Genomic DNA, 13,261 nt, shown 5'->3' with positions numbered 1-13,261 from the left:
GTGACAATATTTTTGACGGATCGCGCGAAAAAAACTAGGATTCCGGTCAACGAACCGACGGAGGGACGCAACAATGATACGCAATTTTTTGAGCTTTGTGGCTTTGGGCGTCCTGATGGCAGGCTGCTCTGGCACCGGCGATAACGCAAGTACCAGCGAAACGGCACTCGCGCCGGGCGAAAAATCTGGCGAAGAAGCCAATCCGGATCGTAATGTCTATTTCGGTGATTTGCACATCCACACCAAAAATAGTTTTGACGCCTATATTTTCAACGTCCGGGCGACGCCAGATGATGCCTATAAATTCGGCATGGGGGAGACCATCAAGCATCCCCTCGGCTATGATCTGAAACTCGAGGGGCCGCCTCTAGACTTTATGGCGGTTACCGATCACGCATCCTACCTTGGCCATCTTGAGACCATGAACACACCGGGGACCGTGCTCTCCAAACTGGACATGGCAAAGGACATGTTCAGCACCGATCAGGAAAAAATTCTGACGGCGTTCCAGCTAATTGGCGGCGCGGTTCGTGACGGTGTAAAAATGCCAGGCGTCTATGATCCCAAAATTGTCGGCAACGTCTGGAAACAAATCAAGGATTCGGCAGACAAATATAATAAACCCGGCAAATTCACGACATTTTCGGGATATGAATATACCGCCGTGCGAACCACAAGGGGACCGGAAGGCGGATTTGCCGGCGGCAATCTCCATCGCAATGTGGTGTTCAAGGGGTCCGCTCCCGATATGCCGTTTGCGACGGTGGATTCAGTCAATCCCGAAGACTTGTGGAACTGGATGGATAGCCAGCGCGATGCAGGGAATGACGTTATGGCCATCCCGCACAATAGTAACGTGTCCGATGGCGAAATGTTCAAGATGGAAACCTACAACGGCCAACCGCTGACCAAGGCTTATGCCGAAAAACGTTTGCGCAACGAGCCTATTGTCGAGATTACTCAGGTAAAGGGGACGTCCGAAACCCATCCTTCGTTATCACCCAATGACGAATGGGCTGATTTTGAAATTTACGAATATCTACTGTCGTCACAGACCAAATCCAAGACCGCAACCGGCGATTATGTGAGGCAAGCGCTGGTCAATGGGCTGGCATTGACAGAGAAAATCGGTGCCAACCCTTTCCAGTTCGGTTTTATCGGTTCTTCAGACACGCATGTCGCTGGCGGGTCGTTTGACGAGAAAAATTTCTGGTCCAAAATTGGCGCAGTCGATGGCACACCGGAACTTCGCGGTTCGGTCCCACCGGGCGACAAGAAAAGCTGGGAGGGCGTGACGGTCGATCCGCGCGCCGCCAACTGGTTCTCGCGCTGGAGCGCGTCGGGCTACGCGGCGGTCTGGGCGGAGCAAAATACGCGTGAGGCGATATTTGATGCTATGCGCCGCAAGGAAACCTATGCGACCACAGGCACCCGGATCAAATTACGGTTCTTTGGCGGCTTTGGTTTCGACGAAAAAATGCTCGACGATCCGGCTATGGTCAGCAAGGCCTATAAAAACGGCGTCCCGATGGGCGGCGATCTTGTCGGAGCAGGCAAAGCACCGGGCTTTATTGTCTGGGCCATGCGCGACGCCGCAAGCGCACCGCTACAACGCGTGCAAATCGTCAAAGTTTGGACCGATGGCGGCAAGGCCAACGAAAAAATCTTTGATGTGGCTTGCAGCGACGGCGGCACTGTAGACGCCAATTTCCGGTGTCCCGACAATGGCGCAAAAGTGGATTTGAGCGATTGCTCGATCTCTCAGGACAAAGGTGCGCCAGAGCTCAAGACCTTCTGGCGTGATCCTGAACATAAGAATGGACAGCGCGCATCCTATTATGTCCGCGTGCTCGAAAATCCGGTATGCCGCTGGTCCACTTGGGATGCTTTGCGCGCCGGTGTTCCGCCTAATCCCGCGCTCCAAAAAACCATTCAGGAACGTGCATGGTCGTCACCGATCTGGTATGTGCCAACCACCGCCTGAAAGGCCTGAAGCTTGAAAAAACTGCTGCGCGAACCGCTGGTCCATTTTCTGGCGCTGGGATTGCTTGTCTTTCTCACGGACTATTTGTGGGCTGGCGGTCTGGACAGCAATGACCAGACAATTGTCGTCAGCCAGTCCGTGCTAGCGCGGCTCGATGATACGTGGATAAGGACAACCGGCGCGGCGCCGTCGGACGAAGACCGGAAGGGCCTGGTCGCACAATATGTCGAGGACGAAGCGCTTGCTCGTGAAGCCGGGAGGCTCGGCATGGCGGAAGGCGATGAAATCATAAAACGCCGCCTTGCCCAGAAAATGCGGTTTGTTGCTGCGGGCAGTGAAAGCGATATCGAACCGTCAGAAAGTGAACTGGAGCGCTGGTTTGAAAAAAATCGTGACAAGTTCAACATTTCCGAGACGCGCAGCTTTAACCATATATATTTCAGCCCGGAAAGACACGGCGATGCTTTGGAAGCCGTCGCAGATGGCGCGCGCGAAAAACTGCAAAATGGCGCCGACTGGAAATCACTCGGCGACCCTTTCATGCAGAAGCGCAGCTATGCGGCGCTACCGCAAAATGAAGTTGCGCGTGCCTTTGGCCCGGATTTCGCAAAAGCGGTATTTGCTTTGCCGAAGGGCCAGTGGAGCAAACCCGTCGGATCGGCATTCGGCCTGCATCTGGTACGGATTGAGGTGATTGACCAAGCCGCAAAGGCCGATTTTGCTGCCAATCGCGATCGCATCCGCGCCGCCTATATTGAAGCAAAGGCGGGAGAAGAAAATCAGGCCGAAATCGACCGAATTGTAGGCCGCTACAAGGTTGTAGTTGCGCAAACCAAAGAACCGGCACGATAAACCGGCTTGGCCTGTCGTTTGCACCGCGCTAGGGAGCGTCAAACAGCAGTACAGGATCAGCCAACTCATGCCCCAACTCATTCTCCTTCGCCACGGTCAATCACAATGGAATCTCGAAAACCGCTTTACCGGCTGGTGGGATGTTGACGTGACCGAGAAGGGTATTGAGGAAGCGCGCGCCGCAGGGCGATTGATGAAAGAAAAGGGCATTGATGCCGATCTTTGCTTCACCAGTTTGCAAAGCCGGGCCATCAAAACGCTCAATCTGGCGCTGGAGGAAATGGACCGGCTATGGCTACCGGTTGAGAAAAACTATCGGTTGAACGAGCGCCACTATGGCGGCCTTACTGGCCTCAACAAACAGGAAACCCGAGATAAACATGGCGACGAGCAGGTGCATATCTGGCGGCGCTCTTTTGATACACCGCCGCCGCCCATGGCCGCCGATAGCGAATATCAAATGTCCAGTGACCCGCGTTACAAGGGCATAGAAGTGCCTGCCACCGAAAGTCTGAAAGACACCATTACCCGCGTGTTGCCTTACTGGAAAACCCGCATCGCACCGGAATTGCAGGGTGGAAAACGCGTTTTAATATCAGCCCACGGCAATAGCCTGAGGGCACTCGTCAAACATCTTTCCAATATTGCCGATGATGAAATTACCGGCCTGGAAATCCCGACCGGACAACCGATTATCTACAATCTCGATGGGGATCTCAATGAAATTGAACGCTATTATTTGTCCGAACGCTGAGAACCCAAACGCTGGATCGGCTTAGCTCTGACCCGGCTTCAAGGCATACATCGCCTGATCTGCCTGTACCATGAGATCTTCAACAGAATCCTTGGGGCCGACAAAACAATAGCCAATGGCCGCACTCATTTTGATCTGCGAACCATCATAATGCAAAGTGGAACTTGCAATTCTTTCCATCAGGAATTTGATTTTCGCTTCCACCTGATCGGCATCAAGCTTGTCGAGCAAGAGTGCAAATTCATCGCCGCCAATGCGGGCAACCATGTCCGAAGCACGAATATTGTCATCCAGTAGGCGCCCCAAATGAACAAGCAATTGATCTCCAGCTGTGTGTCCTTGGGCATCATTGACGGATTTGAGGCCATTGACGTCGAGATACAATAGTGCCGTTATATCGCCATAGCGCTGACACCGCATGATCCGGGTTTCCAGTGCTTCAATGAACGACCGGCGATTGGGCAATCCAGTCAGAACATCATGCCGGGCCATTTTTTCCAGCTCTGATATCTGCAGCTTCATCCGAGCATTTTCTTGTTCCAGAACAATGCATTTTTTACATAGTGAGGTCGTACTATTGTTGCCGCTGACCAATTTCATATCCCTGTGGTACCATGCAAGTTTACAGCAAATAGAAGCTGAAACACTATTTGTTCGAAATTTGTTCACTAGTCAATTTTATTGAAAAAACAAGATTTCATTCCGCGTATCAATTGGAAACTCTTGCCCGTCGTGAATATTCGCACCCCGTTTCTGCTAATGGAACATTGCCTGATTGCCACACTCTATAATCAGCGCTAAGAGGCTGTGCTTCCACGGCATGTTTCAGGTGCATATATGAGCGAAGCAAAAGCAGAAATTGATCCGAAAATCGGAATGATCATGGGCAGCCAATCAGACTGGTCCACGATGAAGCTTGGTGCGGATATACTGGAACAGCTGGGCGTTGCTCACGACGTTCAAATTGTCTCCGCCCACCGCACACCGGACCGGCTCTATGATTATGCGAAATCAGCGGTTTCCAGAGGGCTGAATGTCATAATCGCCGGAGCGGGTGGCGCCGCCCACTTGCCTGGTATGATTGCGTCCATGACGAGGATCCCAGTGCTCGGCGTGCCGATTCAGTCCAAGGCGCTGAACGGCATGGATAGCTTGCTCTCGATAGCGCAAATGCCTGCGGGCATTCCGGTTGGTACTTTGGCAATCGGCGAGGCCGGGGCCAAGAATGCGGCGCTTTTGGCCGCTGCTATTTTGGCCAATAATGACGCATCACTGGCGAATCGCCTGGATGCATGGCGGGCGGCACAAAGCGCTGCCGTTGCAGACAAGCCTGAATGAGCGCAGCATGACCGCGCTTCCTCCCGGATCAACTATCGGCATATTAGGTGGCGGGCAGCTGGGCCGGATGATGGCGATTGCGGCGGCGCAGCTCGGCTATCACTGTCATATTTATGCGCCAGAAGAACGGAGCGTGGCGGCTGAGGTTTCCGCCGAATTCACCTGCGCCGGATATCATGATCTCGAGAGCCTCGATAGCTTCGCAAAAAAATGTGCCGTGATTACAATTGAATGGGAGAATGTTCCTGTTGATCCCCTGTTTCACATCAAGGATCGTGCGCCGTTATATCCGCCGGTCGGGGCGCTGGAAATTGCGCAGAACCGAATCTCCGAAAAGAACTTCGCCCGCGATCAGAGCGGGGTCACGGCTCCTTTTACGGAGGTTACGGATATTACGTCACTGGAGCAGGCCATCGCAGAAATTGGCGCACCGGCCATCCTGAAAACTATCAGCATGGGCTATGATGGCAAAGGGCAGGCGCGAATCAAAGCCGGTGATGATTTGAACGTCCATTGGAAAGCGGTTGGTGAGCAACCTTGTGTGGCCGAAGGCTTTGTGACCTTTTCCCATGAGTTCTCGGTGATTTTGGTGCGCGCCCAAGATGGTGAAATCCGGTTTTGGGATACGCCACATAATGTGCACGAGGATGGCATATTGTCGGTTTCAAACGTCCCGGCACCCTCTGAAATTCTGGATCAGCAGGAAGAAGCGCGCGCGCTGGCCGCACATATGGCGCAAGCCATAAACTATGTTGGTGTGCTGACCTGCGAGTTTTTCGCGACTTTCAAGGGTCCCGTGTTCAACGAGATGGCACCCCGCGTGCACAATAGCGGTCACTGGTCCATCGAGGGCGCAATCACCAGCCAGTTTGAAAATCATATCCGCGCGATTTGCGGATTGCCGCTGGGCGACACCGGATTGGCAGCCAAGCGGGTCGAGATGCATAACCTGATCGGCACACAAGCAGACGATTGGCAAAATATCCTCGGCGATGACCGCAATCATCTGCATCTATATGGCAAACGCGAAGCCCGAGAGGGCCGCAAAATGGGCCATGTGACAAAGTTGTTTTTCTAAGCTATTGTTTGTTATCTTTCTGCGCTAGGTGCCTAAGTTCAAAACAAGGCAAGCAATGAACCACCCTGAAATAATCTTGATCCTGGCCCGCGCTGAAAATGGCGTCATTGGCAAGGATGGCGCTTTGCCCTGGCACATACCAGCCGACCTGCGCCGCTTCAAAACCTTAACCCAGGGCAAGCCGATGATCATGGGGCGCAAGACGTTTGACAGCCTGCCCGGATTGCTGCCAGGCCGCCGTCATATCGTGCTGACCCGTGACGAGGATTGGGAAAGCGATGGCGCTGACGTTGCGCATGATGTGGATGCAGCGGTGAGGGCCGCAAATGCGCCCCATATCGTGATAATAGGCGGCGCGGATATCTATCGACAGTTTATTCCGCGCGCCGACCGCATCGAACTCACCGAAGTGCATATGGATGCGGATGGCGATACCGTGCTCGACGATTTTGACCTATCGGACTGGACCGAGGCTGTGCGCGAGGCACATGACGCAGCAGACGGCAAGCCGGCCTATAGTTTTGTCACGTTGAAGCGCCCCACCACATAACCCCGACACGTAAAGAGTAATCTATGAAGAAGTTTCTGCTCTCATTCTTTGGTTTGTTCGCCATAGCGACGGCTGCTTTCTTCATTTTTGCACCAAGTGTGTTTGAAAAACAGACCAATATGGTTGACGGCAAGTCGCTTCCTCCCATTACACCCGAGGCGCAGGAACTGCATGACAGCCTGATGATCGTTGATTTGCATGGCGATACATTGCTGTGGAAACGCAAGATTACCGATAGCGTTGATCGCGGTCATATAGACTTGCAGCGCCTGCAGCAGGGCAATGTCGGCCTGCAGATTTTTTCCAGCGTGACCAAAACCCCGCGTGGGCAGAATTACGATAGCAATAGCGCCGATACCGATCAGATTACGTTGCTCGCAATTGCGCAGCTGCAACCCTACCGGACATGGTTCTCGATCCTGGAACGCCAGTTGTGGCATGCAACAAAGCTCGGCCGCGCGGTGGCCGATTCAGATGGTGCCATAACCCTGATCAGCAAGCCCGCTGACATCGATGGCTTGTCGGGCAATGACAGACCGATCGGTGTGCTATTCTCCGCTGAGGGCCTCCAGTCGCTGGAAGGCAAGCGCGCGAATCTCCAGAAACTATACGATGCCGGTATGCGCATGGCCGGACTAGTGCACTTCTTCGACAATGAACTCGCTGGCTCAATGCATGGCGAGAAAAAAGGGGGCCTGACCGACTTTGGACGTCAGATTGTGACCGATATGGAAGACATGGGCATGATCGTTGATATCGCCCATTCGAGCCACGCTACCGTCGCAGAAGTCCTGAAAATCGCTCGGCGTCCCGTGGTCTCCAGTCATGGCGGATTGCAGGCGGTTTGCGGCGTAAACCGTAATCTTACCGATGAAGAGATCAAAGGCGTCGCGGCAACCGGCGGGGTAATCGGCCTGGGTTACTGGGACGGCGCGATGTGTGATACGGACCCGAAATCCGTAGCCAAGGCAGTCAAGCACGTTCGCGATCTGGTGGGGATTGAATTTGTTGCACTCGGCAGTGACTTTGACGGCGCGGTGACCACGCGCTTTGACACCAGCGGTATTGTCCATATCACCCAAGCGTTCATGGACGCGGGCTTTAACGAGGATGAAATCCGTGCGGTCATGGGCCTCAATGCTCTGCGCGTTCTAAGGCAGGGGATGAGCCCGCTGAAAGACTTGCCTAAACAAGCTGTTGAACCGACACAAGAATCCAGCCAATAGCCGGTTATGACTCGGCTGAGCGGACATGACCGGATAGAGGGCGACTTGCGCGGTGCAATAATTGCGCTCGGCAATTTTGACGGCTTTCACAAAGGTCATCAGGCCGTGGCAAAGGTCGCTACCGATTGGGCACAGGCCCAAGGCCGCCCCGCGATTATCGCCACGTTCGATCCGCACCCCGTTCGCCATTTTACGCCCGATGCTCCGCCTTTTCGTCTGACCACGCTGGGCCAACGCGAACGACTTTTTAAGGCAGCCGGGGCCGACGCAATGCTAGTTTTTGAATTTGGCGCGGAACTCGCCGGGACCACGGCAGAGGATTTTGTCGCCAAATTGCTGGTGGACCGCTTTGGCGCGGCAGGTGTGGTCACCGGCGAAGATTTCACCTTTGGCAAAGGCCGCGCGGGCAATGTGGTAGTGATGGCCGAGCTAGGAAAGCCGCTTGGCTTATCGACAAAAACCGTTGGCCCGGTAAGCGATGACAATGAAGTCATTTCTTCCAGCCGTATCCGTGATGCCTTGAAAAATGGCGACTGTGAAACTGCCAACGCACTGCTGACACGCCCCTTTGCGATTGAAGGTGAAGTTATTCACGGCGATAAAAATGGCCGCTTATTGGGCTATCCCACGGCCAATATTGACATCGACCATTATCTGCGCCCGAAATACGGGATTTATGCGGTTAAGGGCAAATTGCCAGACGGGCGAATTTTGAACGGAGCCGCCAATCTCGGCATCCGGCCAACCTTCGATCCGCCCAAAGAACTACTTGAGCCATATTTCTTTGATTTCAACGAAGATCTATATGGCAAGACAATCGAAGTCGAACTGCACCACTTCCTGCGCGGCGAACAGAAGTTTGATGATCTCGACGAATTAAAGACCCGTATGGAGCGCGATTGTCACAAGGCGCGAGAATATCTTGCGTGAAGGCGCAACTGTCCGTAATCCCCGGCGATCATGACTGACACCACCAAACCAGATTATAAAGACACGGTTTTCCTGCCGAAGACCGATTTCCCGATGAAGGCCGGACTTGCCGCCAAGGAACCGGCGATCCTGGAGCGCTGGCAGACAATCGGGCTTTATGAAAAGTTGCGAAAGTGCCGCGCAGGGCGGGATAAGTTCATTTTCCATGACGGGCCACCTTATGCCAATGGAAACATTCACATAGGGCATAGTCTTAACAAGACACTTAAAGATATCGTCGTAAGATCGCAAACTTTGCTGGGCAAGGACGCGCCGTTTGTGCCGGGCTGGGATTGCCACGGACTGCCGATCGAATGGAAGATCGAGGAGCAATATCGCAAGAAAAAGCGCAACAAGGACGAGGTCCCGGCCAGCGAATTTCGCGCAGAATGCCGCGACTATGCGGACAAATGGGTCAATGTCCAGCGCGAGGAATTCAAGCGGCTCGGCGTACTTGCCGAGTGGGACAAGCCCTATCTCACGATGGACTATGACGCCGAAGCCGCGATTGTCGCAGAGCTCTTGAAGTTTGCAGAAGCGGGACAGTTGTATCGCGGGGCGAAACCGGTGATGTGGTCGCCGGTGGAGAAAACCGCGCTGGCCGAGGCCGAGGTGGAATATGAGGATATCACCTCGACGCAGATTGATGTGGCGTTCGAGATTGTCGAGGCGCCAAATGCGCCGGAACTGGTCGGTGCGCATGCGGTGATCTGGACGACGACTCCTTGGACAATTCCGGTCAATCAGGCACTCGCTTATGGGGCGGATGTTGATTATGTTTTGGTCGATCACTTCACTCCAAAATTAATCCCAACCACTGAACGTGGTTCGCCTCCAACGCAGATGGACCCCAGCCAAAGTAAAAGAATTTTGATCGCTGCTGATCTATTTGAAGAATTGAAATCTACTCGGATGCTTTACGGGCTTGCTCAATCTGAGCAAATTCATTGGTCAGGCAAAGGCTCCCAACTTGCCGGAGCCACAGCCAAACATCCCATGGCCGACAATTTCCCGGACAGTGAATTCTACACCAAACCGCGCCCGTTTCTCGACGGCTCGCACTTTGTCACCACCGATGCGGGTACGGGTCTGGTCCATATGTCGCCTGACCATGGCGAGGATGATTTCGATCTGTGCAAGGCCAATGGCATCAATCCGGTGTTCGCGGTCGATGCCGACGGCGTCTATCGCGAGGACTGGGAATGGCTGCCGCGTAGCGATGAACGCGCCGGCGGGGTGATCAACAAGAATTTCAACGGCCCGGATGGCCCGATCTGTTCGGATTTGCGCGAAGCCGGCGCCCTGTTGTCGGCCAGCGCCGATTTCACCCATAGCTATCCGCATAGCTGGCGCTCGAAAGCGAAGATTATTTACCGCTGCACACCGCAATGGTTTGTGCCGATGGACTCCCCCCTCCCCTACAGGGGAGGGGCCGGGGTGGGGACGACCCGAACAGCGCACTCGCGAAGGAACTCCCCCACCCCAACCCCTCCCCTGAAGGGGAGGGGCTTGAAATCGGCCATGCTGAAGGCATCAACGGAACCCTCCGCGAAGTTGCGCTGGACGAAATCCGCAACAAAGTGCGCTTTGTGCCCGAACGCGGACGGCGGCGGCTGGAATCGATGGTTGAAGGCCGCCCGGACTGGGTGCTCTCCCGCCAGCGCGCTTGGGGCGTGCCGATTGCGCTTTTTGTCGACCGCAAGACCGGCGAATATCTCAACGATCCGGCGGTAAACGAGCGGATTATTGCAGCGTTTAAGGCGGGTGGGGCTGATGCCTGGTTCAATGCCGATCATCAGGATTTCCTCGGCGATAAATATGCGCTCGATGACTTTGAGGTCATAACCGATATTCTCGACGTCTGGTTTGACAGTGGCTGCACCCACGCCTTTGTGCTGGAAAGCGGCAAATGGCCCGATCAGCAAACACCCGCCGATCTCTATCTCGAAGGCAGTGACCAACATCGCGGCTGGTTCCAGTCGAGTCTTTTGGAGAGTTGCGGCACAAGGGGCCACGCGCCTTACAAGGCGGTGCTGACCCACGGGATGACGCTCGATAAAACCGGCAAGAAAATGTCCAAGTCGCTGGGCAATACACTCGATCCCAAAACGGTGATCGACGTGCAGGGCGCGGATATCCTGCGGCTTTGGGCAGCGAGCGTTGATTACACCGAGGATCACCGGATAGGCGACGAAATCCTCAAGGGCGTTTCGGATAGCTATCGCAAGCTGCGCAACACCTTCCGCTATATGCTTGGCGGTCTGGGCGACTTCACCGAGGCAGAGCGCGTTGCGGTTGCCGATATGCCCGAGCTGGAACGCTATATCCTCCACCGCCTCGCCGAGGTGGATGCGGAGCTGAAACAGCATGTCAATGATTTTGCTTTCGGCCCCTATATGCGGGTGCTGAACGCTTTTGCGCAGGAAGATTTAAGCGCCTTCTTCTTCGATATCCGCAAAGACTGTTTGTATTGCGATGCGCCCGATGATCCCAAGCGGATGGCGTACCGGACGGTGATGGACATATTGTTCCACGCACTGACCCGCTATATCGCCCCGGTGCTGGTGTTTACTGCCGAAGAAATCTGGCAGAGCCGTTTTCCGGATGAGGATGATAGCATTCATTTGAAGGAGTGGCCGGAGGTTGATGCTGGTTGGAAAGATGACATTCTTGCGGACAGGTGGAGAGCGGTCCGGTTGGGGCGTGCAATGGTCTATTCTTATATAGAGCCCCTTCGACGTGAGAAGGAAATCAAGTCTAGTTTGGAAGCAGATGTAATTTTGGATTTGGATGCTGGTAACTTTGATCGGACTGACGGTATTGATTGGTCAGAGGTTCTGATCGTATCTGATGTCAATTTAAGCCAACTAGGCAAATTGGATGATGATCAAAAAGCTTTATCAGGCAACGTCACCGTCACCAAAACCAACAACCACAAATGCGGCCGCTGTTGGCGTCTCCTCCCCGAAGTGGAAGAAGATGGCGCGTTGTGCGGACGTTGCCAGAAGGTGGTGGCATGAGAGATAATCGCCGCACACTCGTCATTGCGAGCGCAGCGAAGCAATCCAGAGCGTCGCTAACCGCTCTGGATTGCCGCGTCGCTTCGCTCCTCGCAATGACGACAGTAAAATGGTGAATTGCTTATGACCGACCCAATCAAAAAATACCGCCGCACGGGCCTGATTATCGCCTTCCTGATTTTCTTCGCTGACCAGTTCACCAAATATCTGGTGATGCATCCGCTCGATCTCAAAGGCAAAGGCCAGATTGAGCTGCTGCCCTTTTTCAATCTCACCTGGGCGGAAAATTACGGCGTTTCCATGGGTTTTCTGACCGCATCCAGCGATTTCCAGCGCTGGGCACTGGTTGCATTGACCGGCCTTATCGGCATCGCGGTGTTTGTCTGGATGAACCGCGAAAAAGCGAAGTGGGATATTATCGCGCTGGCGATGGTGCTTGGCGGGGCGATGGGCAATATATTGGACCGCGCGCGTATGGGCTACGTCGCTGACTTTGCCGACCTGCATTTTGGCGATTTCCGGCCATTTCTCATTTTTAACGTTGCCGATGCGGCTATTTCCATCGGGGTCGTCATCCTGCTGGCCAGGGCCTTGCTGATCCGGGAAGAGAAAACGGAAAATGCGGACGGTTCAGCTTGATGAAAGTTGACCTGTGGCAAGAGCGCGCTATCAGGCTGTTTAGAGATTTTTTAGGAATATGATTATGCGTAAATCCATCATCGGCATCAGCCTTGTTTCACTGATCGCGCTCTCTGCGTGCGGTTCCGGCGGGTTTTTGAATCGTGACCGGCCCGATGAATTTGCTGTTTCGCGGCAGGCGCCGCTGGTTATTCCTCCTGATTTTGCGCTGACCCCGCCACGTCCCGGTGAGCCTCGTCCGCAAGTTGCCAGTTCGCAGCAGCAGACGCTGGAAGCCATGTTTGGCGGACCACAGGCGCGCAGCGTCACCGAATCAGCAATCGTTGGTCAAGCTGGTAACTCGGACGCGGGTATCCGCTCCTCCGTGGGCGATGCCGGAACGTTCACCGTCAATAAAGGCGGTGTAACCCGCGATATTATCGCTGCTCCCGAAGGCGACGGACAAAACGCCCAGGCCGCCACGCCTGAGTAAGGCTGGGCCGGAGTGAATATCAAGCTTTGGACGAAAAACCTGAAGCGAGACATAATCGCAATATGGATTGCGGCCCGCGATGGACGGACCCCGTTCATCGCAAAAATCGTTGCAGGGGCAACGGCAGCATACGCACTTAGCCCAATCGACCTCATTCCCGATTTTATTCCCCTATTCGGATATCTTGATGACATCATAATCGTACCGCTAGGTATCTGGCTGGCCCTGCGTTTCATTCCGGACCAGCTGATGGCGGAGTTTCGTGAAACTGCATCCTCGCAATCAGAGCGACCGACCAGTGTTTATGCGACCGTCGCAATTGTTGCGATTTGGTTGGCTTGCGGGATTTTGATCTCCGTGAATCTATATAGCGGGTAAT

13 protein-coding genes and 1 pseudogene are annotated in these 13,261 nt (G+C 54.2%); 13 read left to right on the top strand and 1 reads right to left on the bottom strand.

The genetic code is table 11. From position 1 onward, the window contains the following. Window positions 1–73: 73 nt before the first annotated feature. From HF685_RS12455 to gpmA, 3 genes are all read left to right on the top strand, one after another. Entirely contained in the window at window positions 74–1,984 is a 1,911-nt protein-coding gene (locus tag HF685_RS12455; protein WP_168820267.1) for a DUF3604 domain-containing protein, read from the top strand. Between the two features lie 12 nt (window positions 1,985–1,996). Next, on the top strand, window positions 1,997–2,836 hold the full coding sequence (locus HF685_RS12450) for a peptidyl-prolyl cis-trans isomerase (protein ID WP_168820266.1): 840 nt from the start codon (window positions 1,997–1,999) through the stop codon (window positions 2,834–2,836). 67 nt (window positions 2,837–2,903) lie between these two features. Continuing rightward, the gene (gene gpmA, locus HF685_RS12445) at window positions 2,904–3,590 is read left to right on the top strand and encodes a 2,3-diphosphoglycerate-dependent phosphoglycerate mutase (protein WP_168820265.1); all 687 of its coding nucleotides are present in this window, start codon (window positions 2,904–2,906) and stop codon (window positions 3,588–3,590) included. 21 nt (window positions 3,591–3,611) lie between these two features. Here gpmA and HF685_RS12440 read toward each other — a convergent pair whose 3' ends face one another. Then, window positions 3,612–4,112, bottom strand: a complete 501-nt coding sequence (locus HF685_RS12440) for a GGDEF domain-containing protein (protein ID WP_168820264.1) — start codon at window positions 4,110–4,112, stop codon at window positions 3,612–3,614. Window positions 4,113–4,427: 315 nt separating this feature from the next. Here HF685_RS12440 and purE point away from each other — a divergent pair, with 315 nt between their 5' ends. The 10 genes and pseudogenes from purE (at window position 4,428) to HF685_RS12395 (ending at window position 13,260) form a co-directional block, all read left to right on the top strand. Further along, on the top strand, window positions 4,428–4,928 hold the full coding sequence (gene purE / locus HF685_RS12435; protein WP_168820263.1) for a 5-(carboxyamino)imidazole ribonucleotide mutase: 501 nt from the start codon (window positions 4,428–4,430) through the stop codon (window positions 4,926–4,928). Between the two features lie 7 nt (window positions 4,929–4,935). Next, window positions 4,936–6,006, top strand: a complete 1,071-nt coding sequence (locus HF685_RS12430) for a 5-(carboxyamino)imidazole ribonucleotide synthase (protein WP_168820262.1) — start codon at window positions 4,936–4,938, stop codon at window positions 6,004–6,006. A 55-nt stretch (window positions 6,007–6,061) separates the two neighbouring features. After that, window positions 6,062–6,556, top strand: a complete 495-nt coding sequence (locus HF685_RS12425) for a dihydrofolate reductase (RefSeq protein WP_168820261.1) — start codon at window positions 6,062–6,064, stop codon at window positions 6,554–6,556. Window positions 6,557–6,579: 23 nt separating this feature from the next. Continuing rightward, window positions 6,580–7,782 carry a dipeptidase gene (locus HF685_RS12420; RefSeq protein WP_168820260.1) on the top strand — a complete coding sequence of 401 codons (1,203 nt, stop codon included), beginning with the start codon at window positions 6,580–6,582 and terminating at the stop codon, window positions 7,780–7,782. Window positions 7,783–7,788: 6 nt separating this feature from the next. After that, window positions 7,789–8,712: a bifunctional riboflavin kinase/FAD synthetase gene (locus tag HF685_RS12415; RefSeq protein WP_168820259.1), complete on the top strand. Its 924-nt coding sequence runs from the start codon at window positions 7,789–7,791 to the stop codon at window positions 8,710–8,712. A gap of 30 nt (window positions 8,713–8,742) precedes the next feature. Next, window positions 8,743–10,098 (top strand): annotated as a pseudogene (locus HF685_RS16740) (class I tRNA ligase family protein); the annotation flags it as partial. A gap of 41 nt (window positions 10,099–10,139) precedes the next feature. Next, window positions 10,140–11,771: a class I tRNA ligase family protein gene (locus HF685_RS16735; protein ID WP_425500160.1), complete on the top strand. Its 1,632-nt coding sequence runs from the start codon at window positions 10,140–10,142 to the stop codon at window positions 11,769–11,771. Window positions 11,772–11,894: 123 nt separating this feature from the next. Continuing rightward, entirely contained in the window at window positions 11,895–12,410 is a 516-nt protein-coding gene (gene lspA, locus HF685_RS12405) for a signal peptidase II (protein ID WP_168820258.1), read from the top strand. Window positions 12,411–12,474: 64 nt separating this feature from the next. Further along, window positions 12,475–12,882: a DUF3035 domain-containing protein gene (locus HF685_RS12400; protein WP_168820257.1), complete on the top strand. Its 408-nt coding sequence runs from the start codon at window positions 12,475–12,477 to the stop codon at window positions 12,880–12,882. A 12-nt stretch (window positions 12,883–12,894) separates the two neighbouring features. Further along, complete coding sequence (locus HF685_RS12395) at window positions 12,895–13,260, top strand: YkvA family protein (RefSeq protein ID WP_168820256.1); 366 nt, start codon at window positions 12,895–12,897, stop codon at window positions 13,258–13,260. Window position 13,261 lies beyond the last annotated feature (1 nt).

Source organism: Parasphingorhabdus halotolerans, assembly GCF_012516475.1.
Lineage (GTDB): Bacteria > Pseudomonadota > Alphaproteobacteria > Sphingomonadales > Sphingomonadaceae > Parasphingorhabdus > Parasphingorhabdus halotolerans.
This window is presented reverse-complemented; position numbering and strand designations above follow the sequence as displayed.